General features: G+C 40.9%; 19 protein-coding genes and 2 pseudogenes. 10 read left to right on the top strand and 11 right to left on the bottom strand.

The genetic code is table 11. The features are described from left to right. Positions 1 to 232 precede the first annotated feature (232 nt). The 7 genes and pseudogenes from fabF to NSTC745_RS04000 all read left to right on the top strand — a co-directional run bounded on the left by fabF (position 233) and on the right by NSTC745_RS04000 (position 6931). Positions 233 to 1483, top strand: a complete 1251-nt coding sequence (fabF, locus tag NSTC745_RS03970; RefSeq protein WP_445635991.1) for a beta-ketoacyl-ACP synthase II — start codon at positions 233 to 235, stop codon at positions 1481 to 1483. 434 nt (positions 1484 to 1917) lie between these two features. Further along, positions 1918 to 3930, top strand: a complete 2013-nt coding sequence (gene tkt / locus NSTC745_RS03975) for a transketolase (protein ID WP_445635992.1) — start codon at positions 1918 to 1920, stop codon at positions 3928 to 3930. 155 nt (positions 3931 to 4085) lie between these two features. Beyond that, on the top strand, positions 4086 to 4379 hold the full coding sequence (locus tag NSTC745_RS03980) for a hypothetical protein (RefSeq protein WP_445635993.1): 294 nt from the start codon (positions 4086 to 4088) through the stop codon (positions 4377 to 4379). A 3-nt stretch (positions 4380 to 4382) separates the two neighbouring features. Then, a pseudogene (locus NSTC745_RS03985) lies at positions 4383 to 4792 on the top strand (type II toxin-antitoxin system VapC family toxin). Positions 4793 to 4804: 12 nt separating this feature from the next. Beyond that, positions 4805 to 5341 (top strand): hypothetical protein, encoded by a 537-nt coding sequence (locus tag NSTC745_RS03990; protein WP_445635994.1) that lies wholly within the window; start codon positions 4805 to 4807, stop codon positions 5339 to 5341. A 162-nt stretch (positions 5342 to 5503) separates the two neighbouring features. Next, the gene (locus tag NSTC745_RS03995) at positions 5504 to 6211 is read left to right on the top strand and encodes a Uma2 family endonuclease (protein ID WP_445635995.1); all 708 of its coding nucleotides are present in this window, start codon (positions 5504 to 5506) and stop codon (positions 6209 to 6211) included. Positions 6212 to 6538: 327 nt separating this feature from the next. Further along, entirely contained in the window at positions 6539 to 6931 is a 393-nt protein-coding gene (locus tag NSTC745_RS04000) for a hypothetical protein (RefSeq protein ID WP_445635996.1), read from the top strand. A 238-nt stretch (positions 6932 to 7169) separates the two neighbouring features. On the opposite strand, the gene NSTC745_RS04005 is transcribed toward NSTC745_RS04000, so the two are convergent. From NSTC745_RS04005 to NSTC745_RS04020, 4 genes are all read right to left on the bottom strand, one after another. After that, on the bottom strand, positions 7170 to 7358 hold the full coding sequence (locus tag NSTC745_RS04005) for a hypothetical protein (RefSeq protein WP_445635997.1): 189 nt from the start codon (positions 7356 to 7358) through the stop codon (positions 7170 to 7172). 122 nt (positions 7359 to 7480) lie between these two features. Further along, positions 7481 to 7618, bottom strand: a complete 138-nt coding sequence (locus NSTC745_RS04010) for a hypothetical protein (protein ID WP_445635998.1) — start codon at positions 7616 to 7618, stop codon at positions 7481 to 7483. 152 nt (positions 7619 to 7770) lie between these two features. Further along, positions 7771 to 9453 (bottom strand): hypothetical protein, encoded by a 1683-nt coding sequence (locus NSTC745_RS04015; RefSeq protein WP_445635999.1) that lies wholly within the window; start codon positions 9451 to 9453, stop codon positions 7771 to 7773. A 136-nt stretch (positions 9454 to 9589) separates the two neighbouring features. Next, positions 9590 to 10192 carry a DUF3318 domain-containing protein gene (locus tag NSTC745_RS04020; protein WP_445636000.1) on the bottom strand — a complete coding sequence of 201 codons (603 nt, stop codon included), beginning with the start codon at positions 10190 to 10192 and terminating at the stop codon, positions 9590 to 9592. 394 nt (positions 10193 to 10586) lie between these two features. Here NSTC745_RS04020 and NSTC745_RS04025 point away from each other — a divergent pair, with 394 nt between their 5' ends. After that, the gene (locus tag NSTC745_RS04025; RefSeq protein ID WP_445636001.1) at positions 10587 to 10847 is read left to right on the top strand and encodes a hypothetical protein; all 261 of its coding nucleotides are present in this window, start codon (positions 10587 to 10589) and stop codon (positions 10845 to 10847) included. 63 nt (positions 10848 to 10910) lie between these two features. Here NSTC745_RS04025 and NSTC745_RS04030 read toward each other — a convergent pair whose 3' ends face one another. The 5 genes from NSTC745_RS04030 to NSTC745_RS04050 all read right to left on the bottom strand — a co-directional run bounded on the left by NSTC745_RS04030 (position 10911) and on the right by NSTC745_RS04050 (position 17098). Continuing rightward, positions 10911 to 12545 (bottom strand): iron uptake porin, encoded by a 1635-nt coding sequence (locus NSTC745_RS04030; protein WP_445636002.1) that lies wholly within the window; start codon positions 12543 to 12545, stop codon positions 10911 to 10913. A 154-nt stretch (positions 12546 to 12699) separates the two neighbouring features. Next, complete coding sequence (locus tag NSTC745_RS04035) at positions 12700 to 13305, bottom strand: Crp/Fnr family transcriptional regulator (RefSeq protein ID WP_445636003.1); 606 nt, start codon at positions 13303 to 13305, stop codon at positions 12700 to 12702. 964 nt (positions 13306 to 14269) lie between these two features. Continuing rightward, a complete protein-coding gene (phoU, locus tag NSTC745_RS04040) occupies positions 14270 to 14938 on the bottom strand; it encodes a phosphate signaling complex protein PhoU (RefSeq protein ID WP_096536279.1) in 669 nt (222 codons plus the stop codon). Positions 14939 to 14966: 28 nt separating this feature from the next. Beyond that, on the bottom strand, positions 14967 to 16292 hold the full coding sequence (locus NSTC745_RS04045; protein ID WP_445636004.1) for a sensor histidine kinase: 1326 nt from the start codon (positions 16290 to 16292) through the stop codon (positions 14967 to 14969). 53 nt (positions 16293 to 16345) lie between these two features. After that, positions 16346 to 17098, bottom strand: coding sequence for a winged helix-turn-helix domain-containing protein (locus tag NSTC745_RS04050; protein ID WP_096536275.1), 753 nt, complete (start codon positions 17096 to 17098; stop codon positions 16346 to 16348). Between the two features lie 466 nt (positions 17099 to 17564). Between NSTC745_RS04050 and NSTC745_RS04055 the strand changes: the two genes are divergently transcribed. Together NSTC745_RS04055 and NSTC745_RS04060 are read left to right on the top strand one after the other, a co-directional pair. After that, entirely contained in the window at positions 17565 to 18548 is a 984-nt protein-coding gene (locus tag NSTC745_RS04055) for a hypothetical protein (RefSeq protein ID WP_445636005.1), read from the top strand. 62 nt (positions 18549 to 18610) lie between these two features. After that, positions 18611 to 19687, top strand: coding sequence for a hypothetical protein (locus NSTC745_RS04060; protein ID WP_445636006.1), 1077 nt, complete (start codon positions 18611 to 18613; stop codon positions 19685 to 19687). A 431-nt stretch (positions 19688 to 20118) separates the two neighbouring features. Here the strand turns inward: NSTC745_RS04060 and NSTC745_RS04065 are convergent. Together NSTC745_RS04065 and hisA are read right to left on the bottom strand one after the other, a co-directional pair. After that, a pseudogene (locus NSTC745_RS04065) lies at positions 20119 to 20789 on the bottom strand (Uma2 family endonuclease). 102 nt (positions 20790 to 20891) lie between these two features. Continuing rightward, positions 20892 to 21665 (bottom strand): 1-(5-phosphoribosyl)-5-[(5-phosphoribosylamino)methylideneamino]imidazole-4-carboxamide isomerase, encoded by a 774-nt coding sequence (gene hisA / locus NSTC745_RS04070; RefSeq protein ID WP_445636007.1) that lies wholly within the window; start codon positions 21663 to 21665, stop codon positions 20892 to 20894. Positions 21666 to 21952: the final 287 nt, after the last annotated feature.

Below are 21952 nucleotides of genomic sequence, written 5' to 3' on the forward strand. Positions count from 1 at the left end.
CGCTAATCTCAAATTTTTTGCCTGCTTCGTCTTAAAAAGTGACGTTACGCACAGTCGCTAACGCTGCACTAACAATTCGCCCTTGGCGTTGCCGCAGGCAGACGCTCGCAAGCACGGCGAATCGCCACTCTATCGCCAAAAGCCGGCGCACCGACGCCAGGTGCTTCAAGTCGGGAAACCCGCCCAACGCACTGGCTCGACTTTTCGCTTTTTCGCCACCTTTAACTGAATCATGACAGATCTTACACGTAAACGCGTTGTTGTAACTGGTGTTGGCGCGATTACACCTATTGGTAACACAGCAACAGAATATTGGGATGGATTATTAAGTGGACGCAATGGCATTGACTACATCACATTTTTTGATGCGTCTCGCCATGATTGCCGCATTGCTGGTGAAGTGAAAAACTTCGATCCACATGATTACTTGGAGCGCAAAGAGGCCAAGCGGATGGATCGATTTGCCCAATTTGGGGTTGCAGGAGCAAAACAAGCTATATCTGACGCGCAGTTAGTTATCAATGACTTAAACGCGGAACAGGTGGGTGTCACGATCGGTTCTGGCGTCGGTGGCATCAAAGTATTAGAAGATCAGCAAACTGTCTACCTCAACCGCGGGCCCGATCGCTGTAGTCCATTCATGATACCGATGATGATTGCTAACATGGCAGCAGGACTAACAGCAATTCACACAGGTGCTAAAGGGCCAAACTCCTGCGCTGTCACAGCCTGCGCCGCTGGCTCCAATGCCATTGGAGATGCTTTTCGCTTAATTCAAGGGGGATACGCCCAAGCAATGATTTGTGGTGGCACAGAAGCGGCTGTCACACCATTGTCTGTGGCTGGATTTGCTGCCTGCAAGGCGCTTTCTTTTCGGAATGACGACCCAGCACATGCTTGCCGCCCCTTTGACCGCGATCGCGACGGCTTTGTTTTGGGTGAAGGTGCAGGAATTTTAATTCTAGAAGAACTGCAACACGCCATCGCCCGCGGCGCTCGTATTTATGCCGAAATGATCGGTTATGGTATGACTTGCGACGCTTACCACATGACTTCCCCGGTACCTGGTGGGTTAGGCGCAGCCAGAGCCATAGAACTGGCTCTCAAGGATGCAGGCCTAACTCCCGACCAAATCAGCTACATCAATGCTCACGGCACTAGCACCCCAGCTAACGATTCAACTGAAACCTCAGCCATCAAAAAAGCCTTGGGAGAACATGCCTATAAAGTAGCAATTAGTTCCACCAAATCGATGACAGGTCATCTATTGGGCGGTTCTGGAGGCATTGAAGCAGTAGCAACAGTACTGGCGATCGCGAACGACCAAATTCCCCCAACAATCAACCTTGAAAATCCCGATCCAGAATGTGACTTAGATTACGTGCCAAACTCTAGCCGCGCTCAAAAAGTTGAAGTGGCACTATCCAATTCTTTTGGGTTTGGCGGTCATAATGTCACATTAGCCTTTAAGAAATACCTTTAAAACAAGTCAAGGGTCAGGAGTCAGAAGTCAGAATTCAGAAGTCAGAATTCAGAATTCAGAAGTCAGAATTCAGAAGTTATTTCTCTCCCTCCTCTTTCCCTGTCCCCTGCCCCCTGCCCAGTGCAAAGTACCATAAATATCATTCTGATATAAGCTAAGGGTTCAACATGACCCAATTATCAGCTTGATTTATCACCAGAAACTCAGGACATCCCGCTTGTCCATCGACAATCGGGAATGGGATGATGAGTATACTGTGGGAATTTTGATCGGTGCCAGTTATCAATGAACAGTTACCACGCTTATATGGGAAACTCAAACCATAATCAATAAAACTGTTAACTGTTAACTGTTAACTGTTAACTCTTGAAAAATAACCCAGTAAGAGTGAGAAGCTCAAAGAGTGCTAACCCGTCGTTAAAAACAATCATATTATGGCTGTTGCAACCCAATCCCTCGAAGAACTTTGTATTAACTCGATCCGCTTCTTGGCTATTGACGCCGTAGAAAAGGCAAAATCGGGACACCCAGGGCTGCCGATGGGCGCGGCTCCCATGGCCTTTGTACTATGGGATCGCTTTTTGCGGTTTAACCCCAAAAATCCCAAATGGTTTAACCGCGATCGCTTTGTCTTGTCCGCCGGACATGGCTCGATGTTGCAGTATGCCCTGCTCTACCTAGCAGGCTTCGACAGCGTATCGATTGAAGATATCAAGCAATTCCGTCAATGGGAATCGAAAACTCCCGGACACCCAGAAAACTTCATGACCGCAGGCGTGGAAGTCACCACTGGCCCACTAGGTCAAGGAATTGCCAACGGAGTCGGTTTGGCGATCGCAGAAGCACACCTCGCCGCTAAATACAACAAAGCCGATGCCAAGATTGTTGACCATTACACCTACGTAATTTTGGGTGACGGTTGCAACATGGAAGGCATTTCCGGTGAAGCTTGTTCTTTCGCAGGACACTTGGGATTAGGCAAACTCATCGCTCTGTACGACGATAACCACATTTCCATCGACGGTTCCACAGATGTAGCATTCACTGAAGATGTTTCCAAGCGGTTTGAAGCTTACGGTTGGCACGTCCAACACGTCAAAGAAGGTAACACTGACCTAGATGGAATTGCCGATGCGATTGAAGCAGCCAAAGCTGTCACCGATAAACCTTCTTTTATTAAGGTAACAACCACCATCGGTTACGGTTCCCCCAACAAAGCAAACACCGCTGGCGTTCACGGTGCTGCTTTGGGTGGAGACGAAGTAGCACTGACTCGGAAAAATTTGGGTTGGGAATACGAGCCATTTGTAATTCCCCAAGACGTTCTCGACCATACACGCAAAGCTGTAGAACGCGGTGCAGGCTACGAAGACCAGTGGAACAAAGCATTTGCCGAGTACAAAGCTAAGTATCCCCAAGAAGCAGCTGAATTTGAACGCTACTTAAACCACACACTGCCTGATGGTTGGGATAAAGTACTACCCACCTACACAGCTGAAGACAAAGCAGCGCCTACGCGCAAACACTCGGAAACCTGCCTCAACAAGCTAGCAGCAGTTTTACCTGAGCTAATCGGTGGTTCTGCTGACTTGACTCACTCCAACCTTACCGAAATCAAGGGTAAAGGCGACTTTCAAAAAGGGGAATACCAAAATCCCAACATCCACTTTGGCGTTCGGGAACACGGTATGGGTGCCATCTGTAATGGTATCGCGTTGCACGGTTCGGGATTAATTCCCTACGGCGCGACATTCTTGATCTTCACAGATTACATGCGTGCTGCCATCCGCTTATCTGCCCTATCTCAAGCTGGGGTAATTTGGGTGATGACTCACGATTCTATTGGACAAGGTGAAGATGGTCCGACCCACCAACCCATTGAAACCCTAGCTTCCCTGCGGGCTATTCCTAACCTAACGGTGATTCGTCCCGCAGACGGAACAGAAACCTCTGGTGCTTATAAGGTGGCGATCGAAAGAGCAAAGCAAAATGCTCCTACTTTGTTAGCATTCACCCGTCAAAACGTCCCCAACTTGGCAGGTACTTCCATTGAAGGCGTCACCAAGGGCGGTTACACATTGGTAGATTCCGACGGTACACCAGAGTTGATTATAATTGCCACTGGTTCAGAAGTGAACCTCGCCGTCACCGCAGCTGAGAAACTCACAGCCGAAGGTAAAAAAGTCCGCGTTGTTTCCCTACCTGCGTGGGATTTGTTTGAAGCACAGGACGCAGCTTATAAAGAGTCTGTATTGCCGAAAGCTGTTACCAAGCGCTTGGCTGTAGAAGCTGGCTCTAGTTTCGGTTGGCACAAGTACGTAGGTACTGAAGGCGACATCGTTAGTATCGATCGCTTTGGCGCTTCCGCTCCTGGTGGTGTTTGTCTAGAGAAGTTTGGTTTTAGCGTTGATAATGTGTTAGCTAAAGCTAAGCAATTATTGGGTTAATAGCAACAGAATATTCTTTTAATCTTTTGTAGGGTGGGCCGAAAAGCCCGCCTTTTTTGTTTTTTCAAAGCAGAGGAGCGCCAAGGCATAGGCGGAGGTTCGCTGAGGGCAATTGTTTATAATTGAAGTAATTTACTAAATCATTGGATGAAGTTATGCAGGAAATTTCAAGCCAAAGAGATGTTTTAGCCAACCGAATATTACCAATTGTAGAAAAATTGTTTCGAGATAATAATCTATATCAATTGAAATTAGACAAACAAGAAATGGTAGAAATGTTAGTAAATATGTTTGGTCAGTTTACACAAGAAGAAATGAAAGCTATTACCGAAGACGCTCTGACACGTAGAATTAGAAAAATATTGACTTTGGAAGCAGTTTCAGGTACTTTAAACGATTTAACACCTGAGCAAATAGCAATTTTTGATGCAGCAGTGGAAGGTAGATAGAGAGTGACTTATCTGCTAGATTCAAATATTGTTACTTATATTTTAAAGAAAAATGCAATCGTAGATAAAAAATCCGTGAAGTACGCCGTTTAAAAGAAGATGTGTTTATAAGTTGTATTACTTACTATGAGGTGAAAAGAGGGCTTTTAGCTGTCAATGCAACAAGACAACTCACTGAATTTAATCAGTTTTGCCGAATATATAAAATTTTATTAATAGACGATTTAGAAATTATTGAAAGAGCATGTGAAATTCATTTGGATTTACAACGCAGAGGTTTTACTATCCAAGAGCAAGATATATTGATTGCTGCTACTGCGATCGCACGCGGTTTAATTCTAGTATCTAATGATTATGATTTGCAGAGAGTACAGGGGATTAATTTAGAAAACTGGTCGCAAACTGATTCTTAAAAGATTTGTATTATGGATAATGGTTCTTTGCCTCAAAAAGATTTACGATTAAACATTACCTTTTTTGGAGGAATTGTAATTGGGGTAATCAATGCAACTCTAGCGATTAATTTAATGAAGGAAATTAGTAATCTGAATTTAGCTATCACAGGAATAAAAGTAGGAGCCGTACTTGTAATTTTAACTGTACTTATTATTTGGAATATACAGTGGATTTTTAAAAATAATTTTTATATTAATATATTTTCTTGGTTGGTATTAGCCTTGACTAAAGGAACAATAGTAACGCTAATTCTTGAAGACAGAATTGGAACTATACTTGCAGCAGGCTTAACATTTGGTATTGTGCTAATGACTGTTGCTTTAACTTTATTTGGTTATCTTTCTCTTGGTATTTTATCTATTGGTTTTTTTCCTAGATGTGTGATTTGGGTCAATTCGTTTGACGCTATTAAAGTATTTTTGATTACGCTGGCAGTAAAGCTGGTAGTAATTATTTGTTTTCACGGGATTGATATACAGAGAATAAACTCTTATTTGTTTTGGTAAGCGCCGCAACCAACCATAAAAATGCCATATTAGCCATATTAAGCTAATCGTCATTCATTTTTCCAGACTGATTTGCTTGTAGTAAGTGCTTCAGCCCTGGCTTTATGCAACTTAAATGCTGATTAGCTTACCTTAATAACCCCCCAAACCTCGGAGGTTCCCATGACCTCAGCACAGATACCATTAGACATTGAATCAACCCTACCAGACCATACGGAGCTACCAGAATCTGACGGCAAATTTGTAAAAAACCTGCAAGAACATCCTCAAAGCATATTGCTGACAGATTCTATTGAACCAATCTTGCAAAAATTACATCCTGACGGACAATATTGTATTGGTCAAGATAGCGGTATTTATTGGCGAATTACTGAACCAACAGAAAAAGGCGCCGAAGCACCAGACTGGTTTTATGTGCCAAATGTCCCGCCGACTTTAAATGGTCAAGTACGCCGTTCTTATGTATTGTGGCAAGAATACGTTGCACCGTTGATTGTCTTGGAATTTGTCTCTGGGAATGGCGAGCAAGAACGAGACAAAACACGAATTACAGGTAAGTTTTGGGTTTATGAGCAAGCAATTAGAGTTCCCTTTTATGGCATTTATGAGGTGAAAAAGGCCAGTGTAGAGGTTTATCAATTGCTCAGAGGTGAATATGAGCTAGTACCTACAAGCGATCGCGGACATTATCCCATTGAATCAATGGGTGTAGAATTGGAAATCTGGCAAGGCCGCTATCAAAATCTAGAATTACCTTGGTTGCGCTGGTGGGACGATCGAGGTAATTTGTTACAGACAGGGTGGGAGCGATCGCAACGCTTGGCTGCTAAGCTCAGAGAATTGAATATTAACCCCGACGAGTTAGTTTAATTGGCATACCTTTAGATAGATACGGTAAACACTACGCGGTTTAGCATCAAAAATCAAAGTTTTATATCGCAAAACCCCTGCTCTACGTTTAATTTATTTTGTCAATGTGTAATCCCCAGAATTACCTACAAAATAGCCAAGGCCTTCTCTAGACTGATTCTAACTTCATGCTTTGAGTAGAAGTAATTATGAGTTTCTAAATGTCATTATGTATATGTTCTCAAACAATAAATAGTTGCTGTCGTCCAAACCAAAAAATCAGATTTTGTCTGACTCAGTAACTTTGAACTTTATTCAATTGTTTGATGTTTTGAGAAGGTTAAGATAATGAATACAATCCTAAAACGCACACTTTTACCCAGCCTCATGGCTGCAAGTTTAGCTGGTGTTACTTTAGTACCCGCTCAACAAGCTTCTGCCGACGATCGAGTTCTACGTGACATCGGTATTGGGGCTGCTACCAATGTGGTAACCGGAGCTATTAGGGGAAATGGTGATTTCTTAGGTAATGCTGTTAAGGGCGGTGCTACAGGTGCAGCCGTAAATGGTGCAAACGGACTCAGAAGCAATCCCCGTCACCGTAACGCTGCTCAAGATATCGGTGTTGGTGCGGGTGCTAGCGCATTGACTGGTGTAATCACTGGCGATCGCAAAGATACCCTCGGCAATGCGATCGATGGTGCAGCCGTAGGTGGAGCAATCCATCTCCTTACCAAATAAACATTAGGAACTTATCCCTTCCCTAATTCTTCTCCTTTTAGGATGAGTAGAACCAACCCCCCTTTCCTAGTAAGAAAGGGGGGTTGGCGGTTAGATTTATATTAAGATGTACAGCAGATTTCAAAGAAAGTGAAGCAGACAAACTCACTCTCAAACCCAGTTAAAAGACCTGTTTTAATTCTGGATTCTGAATTCTACTGTATGTCACCTTATACTTCAGATAACTTAATAATAAAATCTAACCCTTTAATGCTTTTCTAAAGTTTCGGCGATAGGATTGATTAGTAATAAACAAAGCTGGCCATAGCAAAGATAAACCAACGCGATTGGTCAAAGTTGGATTAAAATTAGTCCGTGCAAATCCAGTCCAAAATTTCCAGACGCCTCCTGCATAAACTACTGCTAAGACAAAAAGTATAAAGTTCATTCTCATCAACTCCGTTAGTCACTGACAGAATTTAAATTAAGTTTTACCACACAAGGTAAGTACTTCATAACCAATACCGAGAAGGTATCACTAAACTCTTTAGTCTCTGAAATCTAAGTCAATTAACGACACATTCTCTTATTCCAGTGTAAAGTAGGCTCACCGATCGCAGCTAGCGATCGCAGCGATAAGCTAGTCAAAGGATGCAAAAGTTTGAATTTCGGGTGTTTGGCGATACATTCTGCTTGTAGAACAATCAAGCCTTTTGTTTATAAAACAGAGCAACGCTGTAAAACGCCCCTAAACAGAAGGATTAGTTACTTGCTGTAGCTTTAATGAAATATCTTTTGCTCTAGACTACCATAATCTGGCTCAGAACTCCGAAATTATGTGGTTCATCATCCTTTCATCCTTATAGTTTATCTACCCAATAAAGATAATATCGTTCGCTATCGATCCAGTTTTTCTCAAAACCTTTAATCGGAACAATCTTTAAATCATTGCGGTTGACATTCAGTTTTTTATTTAAAATTAACAAAATTTTATTGCGATCGTCTCGATCTTTGAGTAGAGAATTAATTTGGTTTAATATATCAGCTTGTTGAACATCTTGACGAGCTTTGTTAAATAAGGTAAAACTTCCCATTTCTTTAAGCTCTGGATAGTAAAGCTTTCGATTAAGATAACCGGATAAAGGAGCCATATTGGCATCTCGGCTAGCAACAATAAATTCACGATCTAACCCGGATTTTTGAAGGTATTGCGCTGTTTGACGACTTGCAGAAAATGGTAAAACTAAATCTCTTGAAAAACTATAAATACCTCCCAAAAATTGGACGTAAAGAATTAACATCAAAGCAATATGATGCCATTTATGAACAAATGTAATTGAATTTGGGCGAACAGAAAATTTATTGAGTAAAACTAGAGATTCTTGATAATAATTTCCCAGCCATAAAGCCGCTATCAGAATTAAATAAAAATGTCCAAAATGCCTCGGCATACCTACAAATCTCAAGTATGTAAAGGCAAGTAGTACCAAATTTCCTGTAATGTATAAGAATAAAGGAACTGGCTTTTTAGATAATTTAATCGAGGTTAAAGTTGCAACGAATAAAGCAATTAGCGTACAAATTATTAAATCCAGCCACTTTTTATGCTGAGGAATAATTAAGAAATAACTGCCAAATATTCTACCTATGCTTCTTAAGAAATGTCGTAAATCTAGTTGTATTACCCAACCATTATTTAACCCACCATAAAGATAACTATCTGCTGGTGGAGTAATAATATAAATAGATGCAATAAAAGAAAATATTATAATTAAAATACTTAATGATAGATCGTATTTTTGACTTTGGCTAAAATACTGCTGGCGATGTTCGCTATCAAAACAAAATTCAGCTAGCAAAGTCAATGCTAAAGAAAATGATACTAATAAACCATAAGCACTACTATTTGCTAGTAAGCCCAATAAAATTGCCAAATAAGCATAAGTTATTTTTCTAGATGAAAAAATTGTGCAAAAGGCAAAAACAAATAACATACTAAAGGCATAGTTTCGAGAAATTAAAAGATATTCGTAAAAAGTAAAGTAACCAAACGAAAACAGAAATTTTTGTTGATAATTAAAAGGGCTATATAACCAAAAAATAGTAACTGAGGCGACAGTAATTCCCCAATGAAAAATTTGCATAATTAAAGGATTATCAACTATTCTTCTCAGAAGTGCCAGAGAAAAATACCATAGAACGGGATGGCCTTCATAATGAATATTTCCAATTAAATCTCCAAAAGATTCACTATCTCTGACAATAAGCCAAGGATTTAGTTCATCTCGCCACATCGAATGGTTGAGAATACCTATTAAACCAAGGGCAGAAAAAATAATTATAATAAACCAAGGAGAAGAAAAAGGTAATCTCGAAGTATATTTGATGATTTTATTGTTTAACATTGTTATTACAAAATGAAATTTATTTGTTCTAGATTTTTGTATACAATTAATTTGCCTTAAGGCATGAAGTTTTTTATTCTTCTTTTTAAGAAGATAGGCATAATTAAATGTATGGTAACGAACAAAAGTAGGCTTCAAAAATTTTTATTGTCCCGATTTGACGTTTAGCTTACGTCCTCAACTATGCTTGAAATTCTATAAAGCCTTAACTAGTGAAACTATGTGACTGAGCAGCTTTTACTTTCAGCCTTCTGACTTTTAAACTCTTCATTATCTACTGATAATTTTCTGGCATACTTACTGGTGACAACCCAGCGATCGCTCGTAAATTTTGGCAACGAATCAATTCGCTAAAATTTAAACTGGAACGCCCTTCAATTTTGGCTACCGCTTCAATTGCAGATAACAGGTGTTGTGCTGCTTCAACCTCTGAATAACCGCGCCGTTGTGCTACCCGAATTGCTGCTGCATCAGCGTTTAACTCTGACTCTTGAGACTTGTTAGTCCGCCAGATACGAACAGAAGCGATCGCACTTAATCCTCCAGCCACGGCTATACCTACCACATCTGATTGTGCTGCTTCCAATAATCCACCCAACAGCCCCACCAGCACTACACCTTGATAAATATCGGGTTTAAACCACTTCACCCCTGTCAACCAGCTAACCACCTGCAACAGCAGCAAGTCTCTTTGTGGCTTTGTTAGGCGACGCCACAAATCAAAATTAATGTATATCGGTCGCGCCTGATTCCAGGGTTGAGGAAAGGAGGCGTCAATCACTTTTGCTTGCTCTGGCTTGCTAACAATTTTTGTCGTCATCCGGCCAGAAGCAGGCATCACATCTAATAAACGGCGAATCTCAGCATTTGGCTCCATAAATTTTATTATTAGCCATAATGTCCGCGCTGACTAGTTCCGAAAATATCAAGTTTCGCTAATTTGAGAGTAATGGGACGAACGAGATGTCTATCTTACAAGAAATATCTAGATTTTTTCTGTAGTGAGCGTCTCGCCCGTCGCCTTTGAAGCTCCTTGTCTGGTAAGATGTACCAATGGAAAATCTGAAAAAGAGAAACTTTTTGTGTTAGCCTTTGATTTGTAATATCTTTGAAAAAGTAAATATTTTATTGGTATAAATTTCTCTAAATTAAGATTTATCAATAGAATAGGTAAATTCTTAAGAATATTGATTTGCTAATTATGACAGTGTTTTTCAATTACTTGAACTACACTACTCGCCAATCTGTACCCCCTACTTCCTGTCCTAATCATGGACGCTTTTGCTCCCCTTCCACCTGAATGGACAAATAAGGCGATACATGCTTACGAGTTTTGTTGCCCTAGCTGTTCCTCAAGTAGCCTCGAAGCTGAAAAAGTTTGGTTAAATCGCCGATCGCCTGTACTCACAGAAGACCGTCGTCGTAAATGGCAAGAATTTTATTCTTGTCACTGTGGTTGTGTGTGGTGGGCTTGGAGTAGCGATCGCCGCCCAAAAGATCTATCAAATCAGCCAGATTACAATCCTACATAACCATTTTTCTTCCTAAACAAAACCCCACCTTCAGGTGGGGTTTTGTTTATCTAATTCTGGATCTTAGAAGGTGAAAGTAGTACGTAGGGTACCTACATAAATGGTGTTGTTAGCATCGTTGTGTTCTGGATTGAAGATTACCAACAACCCAGGGGTGATTTGCAGATTATCAGAGACTTTGAACTTGTAAAGACCTTCTAAGTGATAAGAGGTATCGTCGTCTAAGTTAACGTTAGCAGCAACGTCTTTGATGCTACCACCAGTAATTCTGGGTGGTTGACCAAAGATAACACCTAAGACGTTACCTTCTCCACCAAAGTCTTTTAAAGCAAGCGCTCCAGCCCACCACCAAGAATCTGCATCTGTGCCCGCATTCACACCAGTTTTCGCATCAGCTGTTGCATAACCACCCCAACCGCTAAGAGCTATGTTAGGACTAAATTGGAAAGTAGCTTGTACGCCGTAGTTGTTAGATTCAACACGACTACCAGCTCCAAAGGGGTTGTTAGCAAAAGCACTACCTGTACCTTGGAAAAGGTTGTTAGCAACAGTATCTGTTTGATAAGTACGGGCGTAGCTTAGACCAATATTAAAGGCTTTGCTAGGTTGGAAAGATAACTGACCAAAGATAACGCTATCACCATTAAACAGACCATTATTAACCGTAGGGTCGTTAGCAGTTCTAGCTAGATAAGCACCACTCAAACTAATCGCACCTTTAGGATTGAAAGTAACAGTCACACCAGCACCGCCTTGACCTTGGCGATAGATGGGGCTGAAACGTCCATAACGAGATAGCGCACCTCTACCGGAGCTAGCAAAGTCAGGGTTAAAGGTGTTGACGTTTTCATATAATTCACCACCAGTGGCGTCAACTTTCACGCGTACTGCATCACCAAAGTTGAATGCATAGTTGACTTTATCGATGAAAACAGCGTTAGTGGTATTACTTACGTCATAGCCCAAGCGTGTCATGTTAGTACCAGTAACACCAGCGTTGGAGATGATGTTGCCAGCATTCAAACGGATTTGCAACTGGTCTGTACCGTAGAAACTGCTGTACAAGTTCAAACGAACGCGCTCATCAAAAACCGTATTGGCATCTAAGTCTTGAGTTGGATCGCCACTTGCAACTGCTCTTGTGTCACCAAAAGGTTGAGATATGTTGAGAATTGCTTCTCCAACCAACTTGGTAGTAGTGGAGAATTGATTAGCTTCTAATTCAGCAGTACGGGCTTCAAGGGCATCCACACGACCGCGCAGGGTAGCTAATTCCGCAGAAAATTCTTCTTGTAAGCGCTGTAGGGTAGCCAAGTCTTGTTTAGTTACCAAATCAGCGGTAGCTGTAGCAATTAGTTCGTTAACTCGGTCTAAACAAGCATTCAAACCTGCGGCAAATTCGTAACGGGTCAAAGCACGATTACCGCGATAGGTGCTGTTTGGATAACCTGCAATACAACCGTAGCGCTCAACTAGAGATTGTAAAGCTTGGAATGCCCAATCTGTAGGCTGGACATCGGAAAACTGAGAAACTGATGTTACCTGATCGATACTGTTAGATTCTTGAGCTTCAGATAACTGAGCAACATTTGTTATTTCGTCGTTAACTTCATCAGCAAAAGCGGCATTTGCTGTGCAAAATGTAGCGGCGACAACAATTGGACTAAGCTTAATAAGATTCCAGAATTGTTTTGTCATATTTTTAGTTTCACTCACACCTAACTATTCCAAGAATGGTAAAATGCTTAAAACATTTTACTTTTGGGTTCTTTCACACAAAATCACAGCACCGATTATACCTTATGTCCTTTAATTAATACAAGCAAATTAATACACTGCTGAATTGAAACTACTAATTCATATTTTTTCGTAACTGCAAAATAATGCGGCGTTTGTGACGTAAAATTGTTCCTTCTTCCTCGAATTGCTGTAGCAGACGTGTGATTGTTACTCGCGTAGTATTTAAAACTTCTGCAATATCCTGATGGGTAATATTCAGATCTATGAGCTTGCCTTTGTCTGTGTCACGTCCAAATTTTTCACTTAACCATAGTAAAAATTGCCATAAGCGTAAGGAAATTGGTTTGCGATGCACTATGCTCAGTAAATCTTCTGTTTGTTGGATGTGAGACAATAAAGCGTCAATATCTTGATGCCACAGATGAGGTGGGACAATACTAACTTCTACACCTGTCAGACATTCAATTTGATATGGCTTAATTCTAGACAAAGGATAGCCAATAAGATCTCCTAGTCCCCAATAACCGAGAGTAATGAATGTTCCATCTTCACCCCAGGTTAGAGTACGAACTGCGCCATGTTCGATGCGCCAAAGTACATCTTGTCGAGGGGGAATTACTTCTCGACGGGTAAATATGTATTGTGATACCTGCCCTTCTATAGCAGAGTTTTTTGACAACCCATAAGAGTTTGGAGTGGAAATTGTGGAATACATCATGAACCCTAGCCACAGAAATTATTAGGGGATATTGCTGCTTTTATTAAAAAAATCTAATATTTTTTTATATAGAGTATTTATTTATGCTTAAACTTCAACCACTAGCAGCTAAATCAAAACTTTCTCATCAGAATAGCTTTTGGTTCAAACCGTCTATATAGTGAGAAAAAAGGAGTTGTTTAGCTGTTCACCCGTTACTTTAATTGTGCAAGTTTAAGAAAAGGTAAGCTTTTTGTAAAATATTTAGTTAACTTAATTTTCTGAGATCTGATTCCAACTTGTACCATTGAGAAAAATCTATGCAGGGAGGCTTCGTTTGAGTTAACCTGCGCCTTTGTTGTTAACTAGAGTTCACTCTTTTCTATCATTCTGCGGAGAGAAAAATAAATCTAGCTTGGGTTGAACAGAGTGAAACCAAACAATAACAAGCTATTTATGTATTGGGTTATAAGTAGAAGGACTAAATTAAACCTAATACCAATTCAAATAATGTTTGCGACACATCAATTATCCGTAAGGGCACAACATTGTTGTGCCCCTACCCGTCTGTCGCATTCTTTTTTCAAATCGGTATAACTTGAGGTTGCCGGGTTTCGACTTCGCTCAACCCTCGTCTTCTCAAGGATCGAGCATTGAGCGCAGTCGAAATGCGTCTTCTAAATAATTGTGTCCACTTACTTACTATTTCCCAAATAGCTTGTTATAAATGATTAGTTTCTAATTCTCTCCCCCCTGCTCCCTGCCGTTTATTTGTATCAATTTTCAAGGGAAACGGTATTACTCTTGGGGTTGCTATATTCCTCACATACCAACGGCGAGCTACCGTATTGGGCTTTTCCCACATGAACAGCTGTCATGGGAATCACCGCTACACACTAGCTCCTCAACCTCAGCTGAAATTGCTAAAAGCCTCGATCGATAAGGTTTTAGATTTTTATTTAGTGAGACTTATTCAAGAGGGTAATTAGGAGCGTTGACCAGTAACGATATATGCTACCCTTTGACCGATATTAGTGGCGTGATCTGCCATACGTTCCAGACAACGAATCGCCAGCGCCAACAGTACAATTGGCTCAACGACGCCTGGTACATCGCGTTGTTGGGCTAAAGTCTGATAAACGCGATCGTAGGCATCGTCTACGGTATCATCTAAGTGTTTTAAACCCCGACCGCCGGCTTCATCAAACTCTGCCAAAGCTACTAAGCTAGTTGCTAGCATTGCCTGAGCGTGACGGGACATGACTTCAATATCTGGTAAAGACGTATGAGGCGCATAGGGAAAGATTTTAATAGCAATCTCAGCTAAATCTTTAGCATAATCGCCAATGCGCTCTAGGTCTCGGACAAGCTGCATAAAAGCACTCAAGCAACGCAAATCTTGTGCTGTAGGTGATTGCAGCGTCATAATCGCTGTACAATCTGATTCGATTTGTCTATAAAAGCGATCGATTTTTTTATCTAATCGGGGAAGTTCCTCAGCTGCTGCTAGGTTACGAGCAAATAACGCTTGGTGGCTGAGGCGAAATGATTGTTCCACCAAAGCTCCCATGCGTAATACATCCCGTTCTAAACGCCTAATACCGCGTGCCAGTTGGGGTCTCTGAGAATTGGGACTGTAACGGACAGCTTTCACACTTGTAATCTCAAACGTGAAGATATTTTTAACTATAGTCTTGGCTTAGGGAGTTTGCCATCACTTCTGGGAGTAGAATTTGCATCCACGCCCCACCTGTTTCTGGATGGTTCATCGCTTTAATGGAGCCACCGTGAGCCAGAAGGATTTGTTGAACGATCGCTAAGCCTAAGCCATTGCCAACAATCGCCCCTATGGAATTATTATCCTGTGGGGAATGGGATCTAGCTTTATCTCCTCGATAAAATCGCTCAAAAATGTGGGGTAAATCTGCTTGGGAAAAGCCTACACCGGAATCAATAAGATTTATTTCGAGGTACGGTGAACCAGCATTGCCTCCATTATTATTCCCTGATAGGATTTTCGCTTGGATGCGAATGGAAGTAGAAGGAAGACTATATTTAATGCTGTTGTCCAGCAAGTTGAGAAAAACCTGGTAAATACGGGCTGGATCTGCCTTAATCCACAGATTTTCTGGCCCCGAATAACTTAGAGAAAGATGTTGTCGCTGTGCTAAAGGTTCTAGATTTTCCCAAACAGATGCAATAAGCGATCGCAATTCTACACCTTCGGTTTGCAATTGCATGTTGGGGTTTGTTTCCATTTGGGTGAGTTCTAACCAGCTTTGCACCAAGCTAATCAAGCGGTCAACTTCTTGCATGAGGCGATTAACCCAGCGATTTAAAGGCGGTTCCAAACGGTTTTGTAAAGTTTCCACAACCAAGCGAATGGAAGTCAAAGGCGTTCTGAGTTCGTGCGCTAGATCGGAAAAAGAGCGATCGCGTGCTTGATTTATATCTAATAGGGGTTGACGATTTTCTAAAAATACTCCTACTTGCCCGTTGGGTAAAGGCAAGCTAGATGCACGCAAAGTCAGAGATTTTATTTTCGGTATTTCTGCGGCATTGTCACAAGACGGGTGAAATACCCACTCCTTCGTCTGTGGTTTTTGCCAATCGCGAGTTTGCTCGATAAAGCGATCGAGTTCGTAAGACCTTACCAATTCCAACAACAACCTTACTTCCCCTGGTTGCCACCTTTGCAGATATAAAATATCTTGCGCCTGCTGGTTGCACCACAACAGTTGATTTTCTTCATCCACCTGCAAATATCCCACTGGTGCAAATTCCAGCACATCTTGGTAACTTTGCAACGACTGTTGGAAATCTTGTCGCTGCTGCCTCAAGAGCATAATTTCTTGCCGTAACCCAGGAATCAGCGGCAGTCCCACTTTGTAAGAATGTGGGGTTAACGGTTGGAGTACGCGTCTTAGGTAGCGGTTAAGTTGAACCTGTTGCCAAACCCAAAACCCAATGCCTACCGCTAAACCCAGAAAAAATCCCAATAAGAGCATTTGAGTCGTTAGTTTTTTGGTGATTACTCAAAACTAACAACTATCGAAACTAATTATCCAAACCTATAGCCAAAACCTCGTACAGTCACAATATATTCCGGATGGCTGGGGTCTTGCTCTAATTTTTCACGCAACCAACGGATGTGAACGTCTACAGTTTTGCTATCACCCACAAAATCCGGGCCCCAAACCTGGTCTAGCAATTGTTCCCGCGACCACACCCGACGGGCATAACTCATAAATAGTTCCAGCAGGCGAAACTCTTTAGGAGAAAGGCTCACCTCCTGACCGCGAACTAGCACGCGACATTCTTGAGGATTTAAGGTCACATCCTTGAATTTTAATACTGGTAGTTGTGGCAAAGTACTTAAGCGTTGACGCCGCAGTAAAGCCCGACAACGAGCCACTAATTCCCGCATACTGAAGGGTTTAGTGAGGTAGTCATCTGCTCCGACTTCCAAACCCAAAACGCGGTCAGTTTCGCTACCCTTGGCACTGAGCATTAAAATCGGTACTGGGTTTCCTTGATGACGTAGCAAACGGCAAATATCTAAACCGTTGATCTGAGGTAGCATCAAATCAAGAACGATCAAGTCAAAGGGAAGTTCCCCTGAGTTGGTTTCAAAACTTTTGAGATACTCTACAGCAGACCGCCCATCAGGGGCCGTTATCACCCCAAAACCCTCCTCTTCCAGGGCTACAGCTAGCATTTCCTGGATTAGTTCTTCATCTTCTACTACTAGAATTCGGCTGGTTTGTCCAATATCCGTTCTTGCAGAATACTTGGTCGATTCACTGGTATACATTGATATCACAAAAGTCTATGACTGTGCTTGTATCAATTAGGATGATTAAATCTATTATCTAGCCTGAGTGCAACCGCGCTTCTACTAGGGTTAATTCTTTTAGATTTCCTTTACAAAAAGTTACATATGCCACAGCGCCTTAATTACGATTATAAAACGCTGCGGTTGTAAGCTGCCATAGTCTTTTTAGTCAAATAGCTTCAATTTTTCTATTGACAAGGGCAAATTGCGTTGGGTATATTTATTAGTACAAAAGTACTAATCAGCCCAAATATAAATATACTGAGAAAACACAAAGACAATACTGTGGATAACTCTTAGTATATCTCAGTGTCCGTTGTTAATTATTTCAGTGTTTACACTGCGTTAAAAATACTATGTAAAGGCTACTCTGATGTCTGCATAGGGTAGTCATTGGTATGGCTTGCTACCCGATAAATTATTGCTTATTGAACGGAGTTGGAATATGACTACAGTTGGAGTCAAGGACAGCAAACAACAACTAATGCAAGCATTTCAACAAATTCTGATCCAAAGGAAAAAGCTGGAATTTAAAATAGCAACTAAACAAGAGGAAGCAGAAAAGGCAAAAAGTCAAGAAATTCTGCAAGCAGCTTCGGTATATACAGTTGATAGTATTGTCAAAGGATTAGCTGATTTACAACTAGAGTTTGGCAGCATTCTTAATGGATTATCTGAAAAATTAGCTCAGGAAAATTCTAAATTAGATGAATTAAATCAAGCAATAGAAATTGAAACTCAACGCTTGCAAGAGCTTCAGCAAATTAGAGTTGTTGCTGATACTCTAGATATTTTAAGCCAAGAACACCAAGAAAAACTCAAAATCTTAGAACAAGATAGTATTAGTAAAAAGGAAACTCTAGAGAAAGAAATTGCTCTGAGGCGGAAAGAATGGCATAAAGAGCAAGCAGAGTATGAAGAAAAACTGCAAGCCTATAATGATTTATTAACCAAAGATCGCCAGCAAGAAGAAGAAGAATATCAATATAAATTAGAAACAACTCGTAAACTTAATACAGATAGCTACGAGGCAATCAAGCGTCAACAAGAAAGAGAAATACAAGAAAATTCTCAAAAGAAAGAGAAAGACTGGAACGAACGAGAAAAAATACTCACCCAACATCAGCCGCTATTTGCAGATTATCAACAAAAAGTAGCTACATTCCCTAACGAACTCGAAGAAGCCGTTAAGAAAGCTAGAGAAGAGGCAATTAAAGAAACAAATCAAAAAGCGAAAATCGAGGCGGATTTATTTGAAAAAGAATGGGAATCTAACAAACAGAGTTACGAATTAAAAATTCAATCTTTGGAAGAAACAATCAAGAAACAAACTGAGCAGATAGAAGGTATTTCTGCCCAATTGCAAACTGCATTAAAACAAGCACAAGACTTAGCTATGAGAGCTTTTGGTAGTTCTAGTAGTAAATAGTTTGAGTTTGTAGCGCCTTAGTCATTTTGAATTTTGAATTCCTGAAGAGGAGGTTTGTTGTAGTGGTGAAAAAACCGACTGAGAAGAATACTAAAGTAGAAATTCTTCAGGCGTATGAGGAGTTAGCTAAAGAACAAGCAGCGTTAAAATCGCAACTTGAACAAGTTGCTAAAGAAAGCAAGTCAGTAACTAAAGAACAGCCTAAAACTGAGCAAAAAACACCTATGAATCAGCTTTCTAGCGTCCAACAGAAGATGAATAATACAATTGAAAGCTTAGCAAAGATTCAATTAGGTTTTGGTAGCGCTGCTAATGAATTATCGGAACAATTGACAAATAAGGCTTCTAAATTAGAAGAAATCAGACGAACTTTAGAAGATGAAATTCAACAATTAAAGCAGTTACATAATTTAGACATTTCTGACGAAATATTGGATACTCTTATCCAAGCCTATGAAGATAATTCTAAAGCTTATCAGGAAGAATATAGCCAACGTGCTGATGTGTTATTACAAGAAATAGCAGATGAAAGAAATACTTGGGGAAAAGAGCAAGAAGAACATCAACGGGCGATAAAAGAAAGGAATGAAAACCTCAATAAAACTCGCCAACGCGATGTAGCAGAGTATAAGTATAATTTAGAACTGCAACGACAGCTAGACAATGACGAATACGAACAGCGTCAAAAAGCATTATATAAACAACTAGAGGAATTACTTCAAGAAACAGAAAAACAGTGGGCTGAAAGGGAAAAAGCCATTTTTGAACGAGAAAAACAATTTGAAGAATTGAAAGCTAAAGTAGAGGCTTTTCCGAAAGAAAAAGAAGCAGCCATCAAAAAAGCTACAGAAGAAGGCAAAGGTATTGCCCATTACCAAGCTAAGGTTAAATCAGATTTATATTCTAAGGAAGTAGAAGGGCAAAAGCGCTTTTACGAACAAAGACTGCAATCTCTAGAACAGACTATTACTAATCAAGAAGCACGCATTCAAAACCTTTCTAAACAACTTGAATCTGCTCTCAAACAAGTTCAGGATTTGGCAGTTAAAGCCATTGAAGGTACTTCCAATGTGAATTCGTATCAAGCGATGAAAGAAATAGCTTTAGAACAGGCAAAGAGTCAAGTGAAAAATAAATAAGTCAGAATTCAGGAGTCAGAATTCAGAAGAATTTGAGTAAATTTCAGAAGCTTCGTGAAAAGTTAGATCCCCGATTTCTAAAAGAAATCGGGGATCTGAACATCTGTTGATTTTATAATAGCGCTTTTATCGTCACATTCTATATGTAGAGGCTTAATTAGATTTAAGTCTCTACAACAAAGTCTAACAGCTTTTATTCTGTTTTCTTTGGTTTTTTGATGTCTGGAGGAGGTTGTAGTTTCTTCTTGCTCTTTGTTCCATTAGCTTGTGTTTGATTAAATGCTTGATGGGAATTTTTATCTTGACTAGGCATAATATTAAGTTTTAAAGTCTACTACAATTTTATCTACATTACGGGTATTGTCGATTACAGAAATATCTCACGGAAAAATTAAACAAATAAACTTATTAATTTTTAACTAAACGTAATATTACTGTGCTAATGCTTTACGTACCCACTGTCTGAATGCCCGTTGCGCTGTACTAGATCCTTGTGTCAGGCTGAGTTGTAAAAATTGCAATATTCCCTCAATCACAGGGAAATTTCCAAAGGTGGGACTAATTTCCATCTGCATATATTCTCCTTGATTTAAGACAAATACTCGCAACTTGCCATTTCCATAACACCAAACTTCAGGTACGCCCAACGCCACATAAGCACTAAGCTGGGTCTTTGAGGTAACATCAATCTCAATTGCTAGATCTGGTCGTGGATCGACTGACAAATCTAACCGTCGCTTGCCAATCATTTGGCGAGCATTTTGGATATAAAAACAGCTATCTGGTTCTACACCTGCTGCCATTTGCGTAGGCGCAGCCAGCCGTAGGCATCGCTTCAGTGTTGTCGAGCCGTAAGGTTCCCAGTCAAGTTGTAACTCATCAAGTACGATTTTCACCATATCACCGATTAATTCTTTGTCAACTTCATGTTCTGGTGAAGGCATCCGAATTTCTAACACCCCTGATAGTAAGCAACTCGCGTAGCCCGATGTTCTCCAAGTTCCTCTAGAATTGCTTCAAACTCTGCCCAACTAATCTCGCGCAATATCAAGCACTGGCCTGGTTGAACGTCTATTTGGCGCAGCCGCAATGTAACAACCATTTCATCCTCCGTACTGTTCACTGTTTAGCTAGAACAAATAGCCGGACTAGTTAAGAGAGACACCATTGTACTCGGCAAGGACGAGTCAGTGTGTGTAGTTTGTCAAGCAAAACTAGAAAAACCGAAATCGGGTGGAATATCCTGAATCCGTCCAGGGCCGATCGCTTGTAATGCTTCTTTGAGTAAAATATCCCCAGTATATAAGGCACGTCCGACAATTACACCAGTTACGCCTTGTGGTTCTAACGCCAGCAAACTCAACAAATCGGTAACGGAACTAACTCCACCAGAAGCGATTACTGGTATGGAAATTGCACTAGCAAGTTCTCGCAAAGCTTCTAAATTAGGCCCCGTAAGAGTACCATCACGATGTATATCAGTATAAATAATTGCTGCTGCGCCCAATTCTTGCATTGTGACAGCTAGCTGGGTTGCTAAAACTTGTGAAGTTTCTAACCAACCGCGAGTAGCTACGCGGCCATTACGGGCGTCAATACCGATAATAATTTGTTCGGGAAATTCTTGGCAGATTTCTTGGACTAACTGGGGTTCTTCGACAGCGATGGTACCGAGAATTGCCCACTGTACCCCCAGATTAAACACTTGTTCTACGCTGGTGCGATCGCGCAATCCTCCGCCAATTTCAATGGGGACAGATACCACTTTAGCGATCGCTTCAATTGCCTGAAGATTTACCACTTTACCTGTTTTTGCACCATCTAAATCGACTACGTGCAATCTTGTAGCGCCCTGTTCCACCCACTGTTTAGCAACATCAGCTGGGTTTTCGCTAAAAACTTGCGAGCGATCGTAGTCTCCCTGATACAATCGCACGCAACGACCTTCTAGTAAATCTATTGCTGGAATTACATCCATTTGCTTTTCCTCGAACTTAATTTGGTAGATATATGGAAATGGGAGTGGAGAGTGGGGAGATGGGGAGGTGGGGAGGTGGGGAGATGGGGAGAGGTTTTAATTACAAGTGATTAGTCTGACATCGTGTTAGAAGTTGAGTTATTAGACTTAGATAGTTGTTCATCGACCTTTGAACTAGATTCATCCACCTTTGAACTGGAATCATCCACCTCTGAACTGGATTCATCCACCTCTGAACTGGATTCATCCACCTTTACTACTCCCTACGTCACTGCGTCAGTGTGTCA

The organism is Nostoc sp. DSM 114161, from assembly GCF_052692665.1.

What these genes read in the sequence shown, in the direction of transcription:
- hisA (WP_445636007.1), bottom strand. Translation starts at nt 21,665, where the DNA reads ATGGATGTAATTCCAGCAATAGATTTACTAGAAGGTCGTTGCGTGCGA.
- NSTC745_RS04030 (WP_445636002.1), bottom strand. Translation starts at nt 12,545, where the DNA reads ATGACAAAACAATTCTGGAATCTTATTAAGCTTAGTCCAATTGTTGTC.
- NSTC745_RS03990 (WP_445635994.1), top strand. Translation starts at nt 4,805, where the DNA reads ATGGATAATGGTTCTTTGCCTCAAAAAGATTTACGATTAAACATTACC.
- tkt (WP_445635992.1), top strand. Translation starts at nt 1,918, where the DNA reads ATGGCTGTTGCAACCCAATCCCTCGAAGAACTTTGTATTAACTCGATC.
- NSTC745_RS03980 (WP_445635993.1), top strand. Translation starts at nt 4,086, where the DNA reads ATGCAGGAAATTTCAAGCCAAAGAGATGTTTTAGCCAACCGAATATTA.
- NSTC745_RS04045 (WP_445636004.1), bottom strand. Translation starts at nt 16,292, where the DNA reads ATGCTCTTATTGGGATTTTTTCTGGGTTTAGCGGTAGGCATTGGGTTT.
- NSTC745_RS04005 (WP_445635997.1), bottom strand. Translation starts at nt 7,358, where the DNA reads ATGAACTTTATACTTTTTGTCTTAGCAGTAGTTTATGCAGGAGGCGTC.
- NSTC745_RS04000 (WP_445635996.1), top strand. Translation starts at nt 6,539, where the DNA reads ATGAATACAATCCTAAAACGCACACTTTTACCCAGCCTCATGGCTGCA.
- NSTC745_RS04055 (WP_445636005.1), top strand. Translation starts at nt 17,565, where the DNA reads ATGACTACAGTTGGAGTCAAGGACAGCAAACAACAACTAATGCAAGCA.
- fabF (WP_445635991.1), top strand. Translation starts at nt 233, where the DNA reads ATGACAGATCTTACACGTAAACGCGTTGTTGTAACTGGTGTTGGCGCG.
- NSTC745_RS04035 (WP_445636003.1), bottom strand. Translation starts at nt 13,305, where the DNA reads ATGATGTATTCCACAATTTCCACTCCAAACTCTTATGGGTTGTCAAAA.
- NSTC745_RS04020 (WP_445636000.1), bottom strand. Translation starts at nt 10,192, where the DNA reads ATGGAGCCAAATGCTGAGATTCGCCGTTTATTAGATGTGATGCCTGCT.
- NSTC745_RS03995 (WP_445635995.1), top strand. Translation starts at nt 5,504, where the DNA reads ATGACCTCAGCACAGATACCATTAGACATTGAATCAACCCTACCAGAC.
- NSTC745_RS04025 (WP_445636001.1), top strand. Translation starts at nt 10,587, where the DNA reads ATGGACGCTTTTGCTCCCCTTCCACCTGAATGGACAAATAAGGCGATA.
- NSTC745_RS04050 (WP_096536275.1), bottom strand. Translation starts at nt 17,098, where the DNA reads ATGTATACCAGTGAATCGACCAAGTATTCTGCAAGAACGGATATTGGA.